This is a genomic window from Arsenicicoccus bolidensis DSM 15745 (genome assembly GCF_000426385.1).
In the GTDB taxonomy this organism is placed as follows: Bacteria; Actinomycetota; Actinomycetes; order Actinomycetales; family Dermatophilaceae; genus Arsenicicoccus; species Arsenicicoccus bolidensis.
Genome location: NZ_AUFG01000025.1, coordinates 23,697 through 40,555 on the forward strand (window position 1 = coordinate 23,697; position 16,859 = coordinate 40,555).

Here is a 16,859-nt window from a genome sequence, read left to right on the forward strand (position 1 = left end):
GTCTGGCTCGCGGGTCTGGTTTGCAGCTCTGGTGCGCGCTACCTGAGGCCGAGGCCGCAGGACGCGAGGTACTCGCGCGTCGCGATGGCGTTGGGCAGGGGGTAGGACGGGTCGCAGCCGTACATGTCCTGCTCGCAGATGACGTAGAGGTCCTTGTCGAGGCCGGCGAGGGCGTCGATCAGGGTCGGCATGTGCGGCTCGCCCTCCGGCGGGGCCACCGAGACGCCCTTGTTGACGGCGGCCACGAACGGCCAGTCGTCGTCGTGCGCCTGCTTGACGATCTCGGGGTCCATCGCCTTGCTGTGGACGTAGGAGATGCGCTCGGGGTAGCGGTTGATGAGGTCGACGCAGTCGCCCTGGCCGTAGACGATGTGGCCGGTGTCGAGGCAGAAGCCGACATAGCTCGGGTCGGTGGCCTGGAAGATGCGGTCGATGTCCTGCGGCGTCTCGATGTGGGAGTCGCCGTGCGGGTGCAGCACCATCTGCAGGCCGTAGTCCTCCTTCATCATCCGGCCGAGGCGGTCGGCGTTGGTGACGTAGAGGTCCCACGCCTCGCCCGTGAGGGTGCGCTCGTCGGTGAAGTTGCCGGTCTTCTCGTCGCGAAACATGGGGGGCAGGTGGACGACATACTCCGCGCCGACGGCGGCGTGCGTCTCCCCGATCGCGCGGAAGGTCCGCTCGGTGTCGGCCCAGGCCTCGGCCTTGTGCAGGATCCCCCAGCCCGTGCCGGCGACGACGCGGAAGCCGCGCTTGGCCATCTCGTCGGCGAGACGCTTCGGGTCGGTCGGGAAGTAGCCGAACGGCCCCGTCTCCATCACCGAGAAGCCGGCCTCGGCCATCTCGTCGAGGGCCTTCTCCCACGGGATCTGCTTGGGGTCCTCCGGGAACCACACGCCCCACTGGTCGGGGCAGACGCCGATGGTGAGCCTGGAGTAGCGAGGGTCGCTGGTGTTGCGCGACTTGTCGGTGCGGGACGGGTTCTCGGCCATGAGCTGTCCTCCCCGGGATGCGGCCCGGTGTCGTGTCGTCGTTGACGCGGGCGCCGTCTCGCACCCGTGCGCCTCACGCTAGCCAGGCGCCTATGTCCTGTCAATAGATCAAACCCCTACCTCAGGTAGTCACATCCACCCGGGTTGGCACGCCAGGCCGACAGACCTACCTCAGGTAGTCACATCGGCCCGGGTTGGCACGCCAGGCGATAGACCTACCTCAGGTAGGCACATCCGCCCGAGTTGGACCCACGGATCCCTCGGCAGGGGGGTGGCATCGACGCGAGGACGACGTGATGTCAGAATGTCAGAGCAAAGTCGCCATACGGCCAGCTCGACTCGACCCGACCGACCAAGGAGCGCATCGATGAGGATCGCCACCGCCCCCTGCAACTGGAACAACGGGGACATCCCGGACTTCCGGCCCTACACCGCGCCCGGCCAGATGATGGACGAGATGGTCGAGGCGGGCTACGTCGCGACGGAGTGGGGCCCCGGTATGCCGGACGACCCCGCCGTCGTGCGCTCGGAGATGTCACGGCGGGGGCTGGAGATGGTGGGGGCGTTCGTGCGCCTGGGCTACCGCGATCGCGAGCGCTGGGACGAGGCCGACGCCGCGGCCCTGGCCGTGGCCGAGCGCGTCAAGGCCGCCGGCGGATCGATCCTGGTGGCGGCCGAGCTCGGCGACGACCGCCGGGACGCCGAGGCCGGTCACGTCGACGAGGCTCGCGGCCTGACGGACGAGCAGTGGCGCAACCTCGCCGACGGCCTCGCCCACCTCGCGGATCTGCTCGAGCCCATGGGCATGCGCGTCGTCCTGCACAACCACGTCGGCACCTATGTCGAGACCGCCGCCGAGACGCGCCGCTTCCTCGACGAGACGGACCCCGCCAAGGTCGGCTGGTGCCTCGACGTGGGCCACCTCAAGTACGGCGGCGGCGACGCCCTCGACTTCCTGCCCACCTATGGCGACCGCGTCGCGCACGTCCACCTCAAGGACGTCGACCCCGAGGTGCTGCGCCGCGCCCAGGACGAGCAGTGGAGCTTCGGCGACGCGCTGCGCGGCATCATCTTCCCCGAGCTCGGGGACGGCCTCGTCGACATCGCGGGGGTCGTGCGGTGGCTCGGCGACCACGGCTACGACGGGTGGATCGTGCTCGAGCAGGACACCACGCACAAGCACCCCAAGGACGCGGCCCGCATCAACCGGGAGTATGTCGAGAAGCTCCTCGCCTGACCCCCGCCACCAGTCCGGTCACCCCCACCCCCGCCGTTGGTCACCCATGGCGTCAGGGGCTCCCCCAACCCCGACCGTTGGCCCCAATGGCGTCAAGGGTTCCCCGAACCCCGATCGTTGGTCACCAATGGCGTCAGGGCGGCCCTGTTGAACGATCCACAACGCCAATGGTGACCAATGGCGGAGGGCGAGCGAAGATCGGGGCCACTTCTGGTTGCCCTGACCACCAGAACCCGCCCCGATCTCGGTCCCGCTCCCTTGCGCGGGGCCACCCCATCGCTGGGGAGGTTTGGTGCTGCCCTGGCGACACCGAACCTCCCCAGTGCCGGGGCGCTCAGCGGGTCCCCGAGGACGGGCCGCCAGAGTGGTCGCAGATCCGACATCAGACCGCCGCTGATGTCGGATCTGCGACCACTCTGGCGCTGCGCCCTCTTGCGCTCTGGTCCTGCGGTGCTCTGGCCCGTGTCGGGCGACGGGATCCCGCACCGCGCGAGGCGCCCGCCCCGCGTGGGGTCGGGCGCCTCGGCATACGGCATGAGCGGCAGGATCCGCCTGGGTTGGACACATCGACCTGGGGTGCCAACCCAGGTCGATGTGACTGCCTGAGGTAGGTCAGTCGTTCTGGGGGAAGCCGAGGTTGAGGCCGCCGTGCGACGGGTCGAGCCAGCGCGCCGTGACGGCCTTGGTCTTGGTGAAGAAGTGGACGCCCTCCATCCCATGCGCGTGCGTGTCGCCGAACAGCGAGTTCTTCCACCCGCCGAAGGAGTAGTAGGCCATCGGCGTCGGGATCGGCACGTTGATGCCGACCATCCCGACCTGCACCTCGTTCTGGAAGCGCCGCGCGGCACCCCCGTCGTTGGTGAAGATCGTCGTGCCGTTGCCGAACGGGTTGTCGTTGATGAGCTGCAGGCCCTCGTCATACGACTCGATCCGCACGACCGACAGCACGGGGCCGAAGATCTCGTCGGTGTAGATCGACATCGACGGCGTGACCTTGTCGAACAGCGTCGGCAGCAGGAAGAACCCGTCCTTGCTCCCGCCGACCCACTCGCCGTCCCGCCCGTCGACGACGAGCTCGGCGCCCTCGGCGACCCCCGCGTCGACGTAGCCGCGGACCTTGTCGAGGTGCGCCTTGGTGACCAGGGGCCCCATGTCGACGCCCTCGCCGTTGCCCTCACCCGTCGTGAGGGTGGCCATGCGCTCCTTGATCTTGGCGATGAGCTCGTCCGCGACCGAGTCGACGGCCAGCAGCGCCGAGATCGCCATGCAGCGCTCACCGGCCGCACCGAAACCGGCGTTGACCGCCGCGTCCGCGGCCAGGTCGAGGTCGGCGTCGGGCAGGACGAGCATGTGGTTCTTGGCGCCGCCGAGGGCCTGCACGCGCTTGCCGGCCGCGACGCCGCGCTCGTAGACGTAGCGCGCGATCGGCGTCGACCCGACGAAGGAGATCGACTTCACGTCGGTGTTGTCGAGCAGCGCGTCGACGGCCTCCTTGTCGCCGTGGACGACGTTCATGACGTGGTCGGGCAGGCCGGCCTCGCGCCACAGGTCGGCGATGAGCCCGGTGGCGGTCGGGTCCTTCTCGGAGGGCTTGATCACGACGGCGTTGCCGCAGGCGATCGCGACGGGCACGAACCACAGCGGCACCATCGCCGGGAAGTTGAACGGGCTGATGACGCCGACGACGCCGAGCGGCTGCAGGATCGAGTAGGCGTCGATCTTGGTCGAGACGTTCTCGGAGTAGCCGCCCTTCATGATGTGGCCGATGCCGCAGGCGAACTCGACGACCTCGAGGCCGCGGTTGATCTCGCCGACGGCGTCCGGATAGGTCTTGCCGTGCTCGGCGACGATGGCCTTGGCGATCTCACCCTTGCGCGACTCCAGCAGCTCGCGGAAGGCGAACAGCACCCGGGTGCGCTTGGCGATGGAGGTCTGGCCCCACTCCTTGGCGGCCTCGGCGGCCTGGGCGACGACCTCGTCGACGAGCGCCTTGCTGGCCAGGTCGAGGGTGCCGGTGACCTCGCCGGTGGCGGGGTTGTAGACCTCGGAGGTGCGCTCGGCCGTGCCCTCCCACGAGGAGTGGCCGATGAGGTGGGTGATGCGCGTGGTCATGGGAGTGGTCCTTTGCTCGATGCCGTATGACGGGAAGCTGGGTGCGGGGTGCAGACCCGCCGGGGGTAAAGGCATCAGCCTGGCGAACGAAGGCCGGTCGATGCCTTTACCGGGGGTAGGTCAGGAGTAGGGGAGGCGGGGGTCGACGGACTGGGCGTCCCAGGTGCCGCGCACCCAGGCGTGGGAGGGGTCGTCGCAGATGAGCCAGGCGCGCTCGTCGCCGGGCCCGGCCATGACGTTGAGGTAGTACATGTCGTAGCCGGTCGGTGCCATCGCCGGCCCGTGCCAGCCGTGCGGCACGAGCACCACGTCGCCGGAGCGGACCTCGGCCAGCACGTCGATCGGGCGGTCGTCGGTGCCGTAGACGCGCTGGTAGCCGATCGGGTCCGGAGCGCCTGCGCCCCCGTCACGGCCCGGGCCGCCGCCACGCTCGGTCTGCATCTCGAAGTAGTAGATCTCCTCGAGCGCCGTCTCCTTGCCCGAGCGTTCCTCGTCGTGCTTGTGCGGCGGGTAGGACGACCAGTTGCCGGCGGGCGTGACGACCTCGCAGGCGATGATCGAGTCGGCGTCCAGGACGTCCGGGGTGCCGAAGTTCTGCACCTGACGGCTGGCCTGCCCGGCCCCGCGCAGCTCGACGGGGATGTCGGCCTTGCGGAGATGTTTCACGGGGAACGACGTCCGCGCGGTCGCGTGGCACAGGGCGATCCGCCCACCCTGCGGCGCGGTGACGGTGAAGGTGGCGTCGCGCCCGACATACAGGCAGTCCGCCGGTCCGGCGAAGACCGAGGGTCGACCCTCCAGCTCGTATGCCGAACCGCCCGTCTCGACGACCGCCGCCTCGCAGGCGAGCGGCACGACGACGAACTCGTGCTCGCCGGTGGCGACCTCGCGGGACTCGCCGGGCTCGAGGTCGGCGACGAGCAGACCCGTGTGCGTCCAGCCGGGGTCGCCCGGTCGGATCCGCACGTGGTAGTCGTCGTCACCGGTGGTGGTGGCGGGCTTGAACCAGTCGCTCATCGTGCTCCTCCAGTGAGTGCGTGCCTGCCGGGGACAGGGTTGCTTCCAGGGGCGGGGTGGCTGCGGGCGGGGTCGCCGTGGACGAGGTGCGCGGCGACGTCGACCGCGGCGGCGACGTCCCCGTCGGGTGGGTAGAGCAGGGCGCGGCCCACGACGAGGCCGGCCGCGCTGGGGCAGGTGAGGGCGTCCGCCCAGGTGGCGTAGGTCTGCTCGGGGTCGGCGGTGGGGTCACCGCCGAGGAGCAGCGCCGGCATGGTCGAGGCGTCCAGGACGCGGGCCATGTCGTCGACGACCGGCAGCTTGAGCCAGGTGCGGGCACTCGTGGCGCCCAGACCCGCGGCGACGTGGACGGACCGGATCACCGAGTCGGGGTCGAGGTGGTTGACCACCCGCCCGTGCGCGCCCCGCGAGGACCAGAACGGCTCGACCATCGCCATGAGCCCGGCGTCGGCGAGCTCCGTCACGGCGCGGGCGCTGGCCGTCAGGGTCGCCGCCGTGCCCTCGTCGGCGAGGTCGACGCGGGTCAGCATCTTGCCGCCGTCCAGCCCGCGTCGGGCCAGGTCGGCGGCGGCGTAGGCCGTGAACCGGTCGTCGAGCTCGAACGACGCGCCTTGCAGGCCACCGCGGTTCATGGAGCCGACGACGACCACGTCGTCGAGCAGGCCGAGCAGGAGCAGGTCCTCGAGGACGTCGGGGGTGCCGAGCACGCCGTCGACGCCGGGGCGTGACAGGGCCGTGGCGAGGCGCTCCAGCGTGTCGGAGCGGCTGGCCATCGCCATACCGTCGTCGCGGACCCCGAGGGCGCCGCGAGCCGGGTGGTCGCAGGCGACCAGGAGCAGGCGGCCGTCGTCCCCGACGAGGGGGCGGCGCCGGCGGGCGGCCCACAGGTGGTCGATGCGCTCGGGCTCGCGCAGGCGGGTCGTGGTGAGGGCGCGGACGTCGACGCTGACGCGGTCCATCACTGGCCTCCTCGGCGTTCGGCGAGCAGCTGCTCGACCTCGGCGGGCGTGGGCATGGCGGTGGAGCACTCGAGCCGTCCGACGACGAGGGCGCCCGCGGCGTTGGCGAACCGCAGGATGCGCTCGAGCCCCCAGCCCTGGAGCAGTCCGTGGCAGAAGGCGCCCCCGAAGGCGTCGCCGGCCCCGAGCCCGTTGACCACGTCCATGAGGATCGGCGGGACCTCGACGCGCTCGTCGCGGGTCTTGGCCAGCACGCCCTTGGGTCCCTGCTTGACGACGGCGAGCTCGATGCCGCGCTCGAGCAGGGCGTCCGCGGCGCGCTCGGGGTCCTCCTCGCCGACCGCGACCCGGCACTCCTCGCGGTTGCCGACGGCGACGGTGCAGCGGTCGAGCACGGCCTCGACCTCGCGCGTGGCGGTGGCCTCGTCGGGCCAGAACATCGGGCGGTAGTCGAGGTCGAGCACGGTGTGGGTGCGCCGGTCGCGGGCAGCCCAGGCGGCGTGGTGGGCGTCGCGGCTCTGCTCGTGCGACAGCCCGGTCACCGTGGCCCAGAAGATGCGCGCGTCCGTGATGGCGTCGAGCGGCATCTCGTCGGCCTGCATCACGAGGTCCGGCGCCTGGGGGTAGCGGTAGAAGTAGAGCGGGAAGTCGTCCGGCGGGAACATCTCGCAGAAGGTCACCGGGGTCGGCAGGCCCTCGACGGGGGTGACGAAGCGATCGTCGACGCCGAGGCGCAGCAGCTCGCGGTGCACGAACCGCCCGAAGGGGTCGTCCCCGGTGCGGGTGATGACGGCGGAGCGGTGGCCGTGCCGGGCGCCGGCCACGGCCACGTTGGTGGCGCTGCCGCCGAGGAACTTGCCGAACGTCTCGACGTCCTCCAGCCCCACCCCGATCTGGTGGGGATAGATGTCGATGCCGACCCGTCCGATGGTCAGCACGTCGAACGGCTCGGGCCCGTCGGCCCGCTGGGGCCGCTCGGCGCTCGTCGCGTCGGAGGGTGCGTCAGCCATCACAATCCCTTGTGCGTCGGTGTCACGTCGGTGGGAACACGCCCAGCCTGCCTCAGCGCTCGCAACCCTGTCAAGGTTTGTTAGGACAAACGGACTTTAGTGAGTTGGTGACACTTTGACATATTGCTATTACCATCACGGACTGTGACCATTCAGCTCCCCGTGATGATCGACCGCACGAGCCCGGTGCCGTTGTACCACCAGCTCGCGCAACAGCTCACGGCGGCGATCGAGGGTGGCGCGCTCAAGCCCGGCGACGCGTTCGAGAACGAGCTGTCCCTCGCCGAGCGCCTCGACCTGTCCCGCCCCACGGTGCGCCGCGCCATCGGCGAGATGGTCGCCCGCGGCCTGCTGGTGCGCCGCCGCGGCATCGGCACGACGGTGGCCAACGAGGTCATCCACCGCCGTGACGAGCTCACCTCCCTCTACGAGGACCTCCAGCGCTCCGGCCGGGCCCCGATCACCAAGGTGCTCTCGTATGACGCAGAGGCCTACAGCGAGCGCGCGGCCGAGGCACTCGGCCTGCCCTCCGACACGCCCATGCTCTCCATCGAGCGGCTGCGCTATGCCGGCGACATCCCCCTGGCGCTGCTCCACAACTGGCTGCCGCCGCGCTTCGCCGACATCACCGAGGCCGAGCTGACCGAGCACAGCCTCTACGAGCTGCTGCGCGACCGCGGCGCCAAGATGGTCGTCGCTCAGCAGACCATCGGCGCCCGCTCCCCCGGCGGCCGCGAGCGCAAGCTGCTCGAGCTCGCCAAGTCCGACCCCCTGCTCACCATGACCCGCAAGGCGTATGCCGGCGACGGCGTGGCCGTGGAGTTCGGCGACCACTGCTACCGCGCCGACCAGTACGCCTTCGACATCACCGTGCACGAACGCTGACCCGCGGGGCCGCACCTCAGGATCGCGCTCGCGTCGACCAGTGCGCCACCGTCACGGTGACGGCGAGGTCGTCACACTCACGCCTCGTCCGGACCGCGTCGACCACCGCGGCCTCGACCTGATCGAGGCGCTCGGCCTGGGTGAACGCACCCGGCACCTCAGGCACCTCGACCGCCCACCAGGCGCCGGACCTGGATACTTCGGCGGTCACCTCCATGACCTGGCTCCCGTCTGATCGAAGACCGGATGAGCGGGTGGCTCGCCCCCCCCTCACGTCCGATGTCAGAGACTCACGACTACTGCTGCAACGATGGAACAGGTGATCGTGCCGCACATGACTGTTTTGGACCGCCGTGCAGTCGCGGGGTCATCCTCGGCATCCCCCGCCAACAGCTCGCCCATGATCAAGGCTGGTCTCCCACCACTGAGGACAATCAGGCAGACGGAGAGGTCGGTGGCCTCACCCGGAGCATCGACGCATTGTCGGAGGGATCGGCGGAGTTGCGGATCGCAGCAGCGACGAAGAGCAGAACGAGACCGGCCACGCCTATGATCCGCGAACCACCATCTTGTAGCGTCCTGCGGTCCAAAGATCATGCGCAGTGAATAGCAAAGCTCCCCAAGACGAACCCTGGCGGGGTGTCGCGCCTGACGACAATCTTCAGTCATGGGCCCCGTTGCTGAGGGTCGATGACGTCGTCTGCCACGACCCGAGTTTGGTCATTTCGTTAGTGCGTGAGCCCGCCCCGGTGGATGGCCTTGAGGATGGCCTGCTTGTCGGCGGGGATCTGGGGCGGGAAGGTCTGGCTGGTGGCGTTGATCGCGATGGTGGCTGAGCGCAGCCGGCGGAGCTGGCGGACGACGTCGCGGATGGCCAAGCCGGTGCGGTTCTGGACCTCGCGCGACACCGCCAGGGCGGTGAAGACGATGGTCAGGTGCGCCTCGATCGCGTCACGTTTCCTGGCGAACAGCGGCCGGGCCTTGAGGTCTGTCTTGGACATCCGGAACGAGGCCTCGACGTGCCACAGGTCGTGGTAGGAGGAGATCACCTCGCCGGCAGGCATGACCGTGGCAGGGATGTTGGTGACGTAGCCCTTCAGCCCGACCAGCCGCCGGGCTCTGGCCAGGGACGCCTCGTCGAGCACGGTGGCCCCGCCGTTCTTCTTCTTCACGAATCGTGGCGTGCGGGCGGCCTTCTCCCCGGCGATGACGGCCTTGGCCCGGTTCTCCTGCAGGGTGAGGGTCTTGTGGTCGCGCGCGGCACGCTTGGCCGAGTAGGCCCACACCGCCCGCCAGGAGGCCGCGTGCTCGTCGGGGTCCCACGAGGGCTCGGCGCGGACCTTGACATCGTTGTCGCTGTTGCGGCCGGTTCGCGGCGTGGTGGTGTCGATGACCTGCCCGTCGGTGAATGCGTCCCCGTGCCAGCGGAAGTGGGAGGCGAGGTCGATCGGGGCCTTGGTCACCCGGGAGCCGACGATGAACCGTAGGTTGGCCTCGTCGAGCTGGCACAGGTTGGTCGCCGAGAGCATCCCAGCGTCGGCGACCACGACCATGTCAGCCAGGTCGTGCCGGGCCTGGAACGCCTCGATGATCGGCACGATCGTGGAGGTCTCGACTTTGTTGCCCTCGAAGCAGCCGATCTCCAGCGGGAAGCCGTTGCGGTCGACCAGCAGCCCGACGACGATCTGCGGGTCGACCCGGCGTTCCTTGGAGAAGCCGACCTTGCGCAGGTCGTCCTCCTTCTCGGCCTCGAAGTACAAGGTGGTGACGTCGTACATGACCAGCGAGACGTCACCGCTGGTCACCGCCTGCTCGAAGCAGGCCGTGGCGACCTGGTCGCGGTATCCGCGTTCCCTGGCGCGGGTCAGGGTGCGCCCCATCGTCTTGTAGCTGGCAGCCTCCTGACCCAGATCGGCCAGCACCCGGGCGGCGTCCAGCAGCGAGGTCGGCTCCACGACCCGGGCCAGCACCAGGGCGGCAAACACCTCGTCCTCGAGCACGCCGAACCCCAGCTGGGCGTACACCGCGGCGAGGGCCTCGAACAGCACCCGGCTGTCCGTACCCACCACCCGCCCCGGACCGGTGCGTACCGCCAGCCCAGACGCAGGCGACGGGTTGAGCAGCACCGGCTCAGGAGCCGGCGCCACCAGCGCCGCCGAGGGCGGGCTCGGTTCCACCCCCAGCTCCAGGACGCCCTGGTCGCGGTCATCCAGCAGCTCACCGGCCCGGGCCAGCAGCACCCCGAGCTCGGCCTCGGTGTGCGCCGAACCGACGTGCTTGAGGATCCGCTGACGCCCAGCGGCGTACTCGGCGACCTGCACGGCCGTCGCCCCCGACTTCGTCCGCACCCGCCTGATGAACGCCACACCAGGAGGCTAGACGCACCCAGTTAGTGCGTGAAACTGCCCAACCCCCAGGAAATCACCACAGGTCAGCGGTCCGTCACCTCCAGATCCCGCACTACCTGTCCAAAGTCAGGGCCCCGTTGCTGAGGGTCGATGACGTCGTCTGCCACGACAGCGCCGCCGTTCACGAACGACAACGCCACCGCCCTCGCCGCCCTCGACACGCGGGGGGTACCCGACGACCTGCCCAGACTGCCCTATGCCGCTAGAGGCGACCCCCACCGTGGGGGAAATGCGAGGTGGACCCTATCTGCCCTGCAACGGCGGTGCCGCTGGGGCGGTATCGATGGGGTGTACCCCATCCCCCAGCACCGTGCGTCGGCGTGCGCGAGCTGGTGAGCCAAAAGCCCCTCCTCGCGACCGGTGGATTACGGAGGGCGGCGAGTTACCCGAACGGACCCCACGCGGCCCTACGGCGCGGCCTGACAGCCCGCGCGACGAACCTCGGGACACGCACCTACGCCCACCGGATGCGCGACCAGACGCAAGGCCGTGAGCGTAACCGAGAGCCCGGGCGGTAGGTGCAGCAGCCCCCCCACCGGAATGAGTGGCCGCGTACACTCTCTGAATTCGATGACTATTTGAGGTGTACGCGACCACTTTCGAATCTAGGTCTACTGTCGATTGATTCTGTCGACACGGGTGGTGTCAACTTCAGTGGAGTCCCGTGAGCGTAGGTGGCCAATTCTCTATCGAATCAAAATTACTAGCACAGATAGAACAGCCACTAGTACAATCAGTTCGAACGCGGTGATCTCAAACATCAGGCATTGCCCCTATCGTGGCGTTCGGGCCGGCGGTCCGCAAGGTGATCTACACGACGAACTCGATCGAGTCGTTGAACCACCAGCTGCGCAAGATCATCAAGACCCGCGGCCACTTCCCCTCCGACACGGCCGTCATCAAGTTGTTGTAGCTGGCCATCCGCAACATCGAGGACCGCCGAGCCCGAGAACGCGCCAAGGAAGCCGGCAAACCCCGCGACCAACGCAAAGCCAGCGGCCGCCTCGTCGAAGGATCCACCGTCCACGACTGGAAAGCCGCCCCGGGCGAGCTCGCCCTCATCTACCCCGGCCGCTTCACCGCCCACCTCTAAACCCATTGAGAACCATTCCATTTACACAGACAAATTGACAGGCTCCGCGACACGACCGGGGTCATCTTCCACGCCGACCTCGGCTGCCAGTACACCTCAGACCAGTTGGACCGTGCCGGGGTCAGCCCCGGGTTTGGTTGACCTGTCAACCAAACCCGGGCAGACCCTTCCGCACGCTGCTTGACATAGGGGACTCAACGCCCTGACGGAGTGCATCAACGGCCTGTACAAGACCGAGTGGATCCGCACGACGATCTTCCACGCCGGGCCGTACAAGACCGTTGGCAACGTCGAGTATGCCACCGCCGGATGGGTCAGCTGTTACAACCACCGGCGCCTGCGCAGCGCGCTGGGCTACGTTCCCCCGACCGAGTACGAGATCGCCCACTACGCTGCCCTCAACCCCGAGCCGCAGCCCGCATGCGAGCGGCAAAGACATCAGGCGGTTCACCCACCTTGCCGTCAGCACGCTGAAGTGACCCGGTGAGGCATGGGCACAATCGAGGAACTTTGGCGGGCTACTGCGTGAAGAAATATCCAACCAGCATCAAGCTCGTGTATAGCATCGAAGCCAACACCGGCCATACTGACCACTTGTCGTTGCTCCAGGAGATCACCGCCTTGAACATGACCATAATCCCAAGGGCGGCCAAGACTAGGAAAACCCCCATGTCTAGTCGTATCCTCCTGTGCTCTTGCCAAACTTTCCGACCGCGCGGCCTATGAAACCCGCAGCCGCACCGCTTGCGCATGACAAGGCGAAGTCTCCTCCCGATGTTCTTTCTCCATCGATGTAGTTGCCAATTCCTTCCGCGGCTACTCCTGCGATGCACCCTCCTGCGAGAGCAACGCCTAAGCCCACGGGTCCAGCCTTTGAGACCAATCCCAGACCCGTCAACCAGGGTAAACGAAGAATCACCCACATGGACCTCACCCCCCGTGGCGGTCACGACAGCTACCGCCGTCCGTGGACGGCCCCTTCACTGCCCCAGGCGGCGCAGCGCGTATCCGACGCCTTGAGCGGTCATCCCGACGGTTCGCCCCATCTCCGCTTTCGTCTGGCCCTGCTCCCACAGCTCCAGGATCTGCGCGTCTCGACCGGCTCTGGCGGCGGCCGCCTCGACGTGATGCTGCTCCATAGCCTTACGGCCAGCCTCCGACAGACACGCGTCGCACTACACGCGCGCCCGGCGCCCGACGGGCCGGCGCAGCGTCGCGGGTGAACGCAGAGATTCCTCGTCACGGGCGGCGCTAGCCGCCTGACGGTCTCGGGCCGCCTATAGCCGCCACCCTGGCGTACCAACCCTCTCCCGCGCGCTCACGGACATCGCTTCGCGCACGCCGGCCGACGTCAAACCGGCGCCGAGAGGCAGCCCGTGACGGAGCTTGTACTCCCGCGCGGTCAACTGGTGCGCGACCTGCACGTGGTAGCCGAGCGCAGCGCGCCGCAGACCGCACTCGAGGCACAGGGCGGCGTCGCCATCATCGTCCAGGAGACCGTATCGGCCGTGGCCAGACGGCGACCCGGGCGCCGGTTGATCATCCGTCAGGCCGCGACCGCGGCGCTTGCGCGAGTAGTGCAGCCGGCACAGGCCCGCCAGCGGCGTGCGTTCCCTCGCACCCGGGCACCGTGCACGAGGTGGCGTGCCGCCCATCGGTGATCTGCCGGGTCTGCTCGGCCGGGAGCTCCACATAGTGCCGCAACGCGTTCCGGACGACGACGCTCCCAGAGACGCCGTCACGGGTGCCGATGGCGGCGATCGCGGCCCACAAGTCATCCGGCACCACGACCGGGCGCTGCCTGCCGATGCGTTTGGCACCTGCGTGATCACCCATCAATCCGCACGTCGCGCACGGAGCGGATCTGCACGCCCGGCACCTCGTGCACCGCCCGCGCCACCACCATCCGCCACCAGCGGGCCGGCACGGGCCGCTCGAACTGCAGCGACTCGACCAGGTCGCTCCACTCGGGGTCGGCCTCGTCGTAGATGGCCAGCCCCGGGTCACGAGCGCTGCGCAGCTCGTCGACGACCCGGCCGACGGCACGGGCGGTGTAGTCCTCCAAGGTTTCGACCTCGGCAGCAACGCTGCCGGGCACGGGTGTGTCCCCGCCAATCCATCGCCACACTGTGCGGGGGCTACGGCGCAATAGTCGATGCCATCCACCTCCGACGCGAACCGGACGCATGCCTACTTGCCTGCTCGTTGTAGCGTCCAGACCCTGCTGGTCGTAGCGCAGGAGCACCCACCGATCGGTGGGTGCCCCTGCACCACAAACGACTACCGGCCGGACCGAGAGGGCGTCACGGACGACGACAGGGTGGTCTCACCCGGGCCGTCCCAGCCCACGAGCGCGGTCGGCGTGCCGACAGCCGGGCGCGTGACCGGCACCCGCACCGCGAGCGTCCCGCGACCGGGCACCTCGACGGTCCGGCGGCCGAGCACGCCAGAGGCGTCCATCAGCGAGACGTGGGCCACGCCGGCGCGCGCCGCACGCACGGTGACCACGGCCTCGCCATACGCCGGTCGCACCGACTCGATCCAGCCACCGGTGCGCAGGGTCGCCGACGGACCACCCGCGAGGGCGACGTTGTCGACGACGGCCTGGGCCACGGACTGCGGCGAGTCGAGCGAGGACAGCGCCTCGAGCGGGATCACCGGCTCCTTGGGCGTGGTCGAGCGACCGGCCGGCGGCACGTAGCCGTCGAGCCGGACCTGGCCCCAGCGGTAGGGGTCGCCCTGCACGCCGCCCCAGACGGACCAGCCGATGCGGGTCTGACCGGTCTTGTCCTGCGTGTCCGAGTCGTAAGGAAGGACGTTGAGCCCCAGGCGCGCCGGGTCGATCGCGGACGGCAGCTCGCTCATCGGGATGGCGACCTCCGCGGTGTAGCCGGTGTAGGGCTCGTTGACCTTGACGGACCACGTCATCCCGGGAGCCGTCGAGGCAGCCGGGCCCTGGTGGTTGTCGGCGTCGCGCAGACCGCACGCCGGCCCCTCCGCGGTGAACGGCAGGATCGCCGCCTTGAAGGTCGTCGACGTGTTCTCCGAGGTGCCGCGCGGGTCGATCGCGATCTCCAGGGAGTCGGTGCGCCAGTGGCGCTTGCAGTCGTTGGTCGCGAGCGCCGTGCCCTTGGTGTCGTCCACGACCTTGGCCGCGACGTAGAGCGTGTCGGCGTCCCAGCTCACCCAGGCCTGGCCGGAGCAGTCGGCGGCCGAGTCGCAGGCCGTGCCCTCCCACACGCGCGAGATGTCCAGGGCCGGTCCGCCGTACTCACCCGGCGTGACGACGCCGTCGAGGGTGGGCCTGGCCTTGGCCGCGACGGTCTGCGGGACGAGCTCGAGCGCCTGCGGGGTGCTGGCCGTGCCCGTCGAGCTGGTCGTCTCGAGGGTGTAGGCGTAGTCGCCTCCGGGCGCGCCCGTCTTGAGGGTCGCGTCGGTGTTGGTCACGGTGAAGGTGACCGTGGCGCTGGCCCCGGGTGCGAGCGGCCCGTAGGCCCGGCCGGCCGGGGCGACGGAGAAGCCTGCCGGGGGCTTGAGGGTCACCTGGCCGGACTGGGTGCTGCTGGAGGAGTTGGTGACCACGACCGGTATGTCGCGCCGCCCGCCGCTGGCCACGGTGAGCACAGGGGCGACGGTGCCGCTCAGCTGGGGCACCTGGGCCTCGCGGGTCCAGGCCTCGAACTGGTCGACCTGGGGCAGCCACTGCTGGTGGGCGGTGACGGCCGGGGCGACGAGGATCGAGCGGTCGACGTAGCCGCTGCCCTGGGCCGACGTGAGGCGCACCGCGAGGCGCGAGCGCGCGCCCGTGGCCGCACCGCTCGGCGCGGTCAGGGTGAAGCGCACCTGCACCGACCTACCGGCCGCCACGCGGGCCGGCACGGTGCCGGCCTGCACCGCCCACCCGGCCGGGAGGACCGGTTGCGCCCGCAGACCCGTGAGGGCCTGCTTGGCCGGAGCGGTCACCGTCAGCGTGCCGGTGACCCGGCCGCCGGGCTGGATGTCGGCCTGGTCGGTGGTGAGGATGGCGCCGGTGCCGAGCGGCAGGGCGCCGGCGGGACGGGTGAGCGCCCCGGCGATGGCGCCGTCGGCGGCCGTCGCGGCGGCGGACCCCGGCTCGGGGATCGGCACCCGCGACTCGATCTGCGTCATGGTGTCGCAGCCGATCTTGGTCGGGTCGGTCGGCACGTCGGGGAAGCCGCCCCAGCCCTGGGTGACGTACTGCCGCTGGGCCTCGCGCTCCACGGCGGCCCAGGTGCGGCCGTCGGGGGCGCGCTCGCCGCCCCACACGCCGTAGACGTCACGCGTCGCGTCCCGCGGCGCCAGCGTCGAGCCGCAGGTCGGGCCGGTGGACGAGGTGCCGGCGAAGGATCGGGTCAGCAGCCGCGAAGGCGCCCACGGCTTGAGCCCCTCCTTGGTGATCTGCTCGGGGAAGCGGCCGGGGTCGCCCGCGGCGCGGTAGGCCTCGACGGCGAGGCGCGCGGCCTCCTGATGGTTGCCGTGGTTGCCCGGCGACGGTGCCGGGTCCATGGTCATCAGCACCTCGGGCCGGGTCTGGCGGATCACCCGGACGGTCCGGGCCAGGGTGTCGTCGTGCCCCCACACCTTGGCGGTGAGCGGCTCGGAGACGGTGTAGTAGAAGTCGACCTTGTCCAGGTTGTAGATGTTGGTGATGCCGGCCTTGCCGACGGCCTTGCGCTCCTCGGCCTCGCGCAGGAGCCCGAGCGCCGGGCCCTCCTCGGGTCCGGCGGCGTTGCCGCCACCCTCCCCGCGCGTGACGGTGACCACGCCGCTCTTCACGCCATACCGCTGGCGCCAGAGCCCGAGCGTGGACAGGGTGCCGGCCTCGTCGTCGGGGTGGGCCCCGACGTAGAGGAGGCCGAGGTCCACCGGGGCGCCGATGGACGTGTCCCGGACCTGCTGGCCGGGGCCGCGGGCGAAGGCCTGGAGGCTGCCGTTGCGAGCGTCGGAGCGAGCGTCGGAGCGAGCGTCAGCGTGGTCGTCCGAGGGGGCGGCGACCGCGCTGCCGATGGCCGTGGTGCCGGCCGTGAGGGCTGCCGTGACGGCGGCCAGGGCGGTGAGTGCGGCGCGTCCTCGTCGACGTCCCGCGGGATGTGGTGCCATGCCGTGCTCCTTCTGGGGGTTGGAGCCG

At 69.9% G+C, this 16,859-nt stretch carries 13 protein-coding genes and 2 pseudogenes; 4 read left to right on the forward strand and 11 right to left on the reverse strand.

Annotated features, from left to right (window positions below):
* Positions 1-38: 38 nt before the first annotated feature.
* Positions 39-989, reverse strand: coding sequence for a TIM barrel protein (locus K313_RS0113335; RefSeq protein ID WP_029212019.1), 951 nt, complete (start codon positions 987-989; stop codon positions 39-41).
* A gap of 367 nt (positions 990-1,356) precedes the next feature.
* Here K313_RS0113335 and K313_RS0113340 point away from each other — a divergent pair, with 367 nt between their 5' ends.
* The gene (locus K313_RS0113340) at positions 1,357-2,226 is read left to right on the forward strand and encodes a TIM barrel protein (protein WP_029212020.1); all 870 of its coding nucleotides are present in this window, start codon (positions 1,357-1,359) and stop codon (positions 2,224-2,226) included.
* A 612-nt stretch (positions 2,227-2,838) separates the two neighbouring features.
* On the opposite strand, the gene K313_RS0113345 is transcribed toward K313_RS0113340, so the two are convergent.
* The 4 genes from K313_RS0113345 to iolC form a co-directional block, all read right to left on the reverse strand.
* A complete protein-coding gene (locus tag K313_RS0113345) occupies positions 2,839-4,338 on the reverse strand; it encodes a CoA-acylating methylmalonate-semialdehyde dehydrogenase (protein WP_029212021.1) in 1,500 nt (499 codons plus the stop codon).
* A gap of 120 nt (positions 4,339-4,458) precedes the next feature.
* A complete protein-coding gene (gene iolB, locus K313_RS0113350) occupies positions 4,459-5,355 on the reverse strand; it encodes a 5-deoxy-glucuronate isomerase (RefSeq protein ID WP_029212022.1) in 897 nt (298 codons plus the stop codon).
* Positions 5,352-6,314, reverse strand: coding sequence for a Cgl0159 family (beta/alpha)8-fold protein (locus K313_RS0113355; protein WP_029212023.1), 963 nt, complete (start codon positions 6,312-6,314; stop codon positions 5,352-5,354). The genes iolB and K313_RS0113355 overlap by 4 nt, the downstream gene beginning before the upstream one ends.
* Positions 6,314-7,324, reverse strand: coding sequence for a 5-dehydro-2-deoxygluconokinase (gene iolC / locus K313_RS0113360; protein WP_029212024.1), 1,011 nt, complete (start codon positions 7,322-7,324; stop codon positions 6,314-6,316). The genes K313_RS0113355 and iolC overlap by 1 nt, the downstream gene beginning before the upstream one ends.
* Before the next feature lie 144 nt (positions 7,325-7,468).
* On the opposite strand from iolC, the gene K313_RS0113365 reads away from it, so the two are divergent.
* The gene (locus tag K313_RS0113365; RefSeq protein WP_029212025.1) at positions 7,469-8,209 is read left to right on the forward strand and encodes a GntR family transcriptional regulator; all 741 of its coding nucleotides are present in this window, start codon (positions 7,469-7,471) and stop codon (positions 8,207-8,209) included.
* Positions 8,210-8,225: 16 nt separating this feature from the next.
* Here K313_RS0113365 and K313_RS24265 read toward each other — a convergent pair whose 3' ends face one another.
* On the reverse strand, positions 8,226-8,420 hold the full coding sequence (locus K313_RS24265; RefSeq protein WP_205621868.1) for a transcriptional regulator: 195 nt from the start codon (positions 8,418-8,420) through the stop codon (positions 8,226-8,228).
* 517 nt (positions 8,421-8,937) lie between these two features.
* On the reverse strand, positions 8,938-10,575 hold the full coding sequence (locus tag K313_RS0113375) for an IS1634 family transposase (RefSeq protein WP_029212027.1): 1,638 nt from the start codon (positions 10,573-10,575) through the stop codon (positions 8,938-8,940).
* Between the two features lie 814 nt (positions 10,576-11,389).
* Between K313_RS0113375 and K313_RS23595 the strand changes: the two are divergent.
* Positions 11,390-11,710 (forward strand): annotated as a pseudogene (locus tag K313_RS23595) (transposase); the annotation flags it as partial.
* A gap of 196 nt (positions 11,711-11,906) precedes the next feature.
* Positions 11,907-12,131: pseudogene (locus K313_RS23115) on the forward strand (integrase core domain-containing protein); the annotation flags it as partial.
* 559 nt (positions 12,132-12,690) lie between these two features.
* Here K313_RS23115 and K313_RS23600 read toward each other — a convergent pair.
* The 4 genes from K313_RS23600 to K313_RS0113410 all read right to left on the reverse strand — a co-directional run bounded on the left by K313_RS23600 (position 12,691) and on the right by K313_RS0113410 (position 16,831).
* Positions 12,691-12,849: a hypothetical protein gene (locus tag K313_RS23600; RefSeq protein WP_156911397.1), complete on the reverse strand. Its 159-nt coding sequence runs from the start codon at positions 12,847-12,849 to the stop codon at positions 12,691-12,693.
* A gap of 138 nt (positions 12,850-12,987) precedes the next feature.
* The gene (locus K313_RS24900; RefSeq protein WP_084412836.1) at positions 12,988-13,488 is read right to left on the reverse strand and encodes a MucR family transcriptional regulator; all 501 of its coding nucleotides are present in this window, start codon (positions 13,486-13,488) and stop codon (positions 12,988-12,990) included.
* A 50-nt stretch (positions 13,489-13,538) separates the two neighbouring features.
* The gene (locus K313_RS0113405; protein ID WP_156911399.1) at positions 13,539-13,808 is read right to left on the reverse strand and encodes a hypothetical protein; all 270 of its coding nucleotides are present in this window, start codon (positions 13,806-13,808) and stop codon (positions 13,539-13,541) included.
* A 182-nt stretch (positions 13,809-13,990) separates the two neighbouring features.
* Positions 13,991-16,831 carry a sugar-binding protein gene (locus tag K313_RS0113410; RefSeq protein ID WP_029212030.1) on the reverse strand — a complete coding sequence of 947 codons (2,841 nt, stop codon included), beginning with the start codon at positions 16,829-16,831 and terminating at the stop codon, positions 13,991-13,993.
* Positions 16,832-16,859 lie beyond the last annotated feature (28 nt).

What these genes read in the sequence shown, in the direction of transcription:
- K313_RS0113335 (WP_029212019.1), bottom strand. Translation starts at nt 989, where the DNA reads ATGGCCGAGAACCCGTCCCGCACCGACAAGTCGCGCAACACCAGCGAC.
- K313_RS0113340 (WP_029212020.1), top strand. Translation starts at nt 1,357, where the DNA reads ATGAGGATCGCCACCGCCCCCTGCAACTGGAACAACGGGGACATCCCG.
- K313_RS0113345 (WP_029212021.1), bottom strand. Translation starts at nt 4,338, where the DNA reads ATGACCACGCGCATCACCCACCTCATCGGCCACTCCTCGTGGGAGGGC.
- iolB (WP_029212022.1), bottom strand. Translation starts at nt 5,355, where the DNA reads ATGAGCGACTGGTTCAAGCCCGCCACCACCACCGGTGACGACGACTAC.
- K313_RS0113355 (WP_029212023.1), bottom strand. Translation starts at nt 6,314, where the DNA reads ATGGACCGCGTCAGCGTCGACGTCCGCGCCCTCACCACGACCCGCCTG.
- iolC (WP_029212024.1), bottom strand. Translation starts at nt 7,324, where the DNA reads ATGGCTGACGCACCCTCCGACGCGACGAGCGCCGAGCGGCCCCAGCGG.
- K313_RS23600 (WP_156911397.1), bottom strand. Translation starts at nt 12,849, where the DNA reads ATGGAGCAGCATCACGTCGAGGCGGCCGCCGCCAGAGCCGGTCGAGAC.
- K313_RS24900 (WP_084412836.1), bottom strand. Translation starts at nt 13,488, where the DNA reads ATGACTTGTGGGCCGCGATCGCCGCCATCGGCACCCGTGACGGCGTCT.
- K313_RS0113410 (WP_029212030.1), bottom strand. Translation starts at nt 16,831, where the DNA reads ATGGCACCACATCCCGCGGGACGTCGACGAGGACGCGCCGCACTCACC.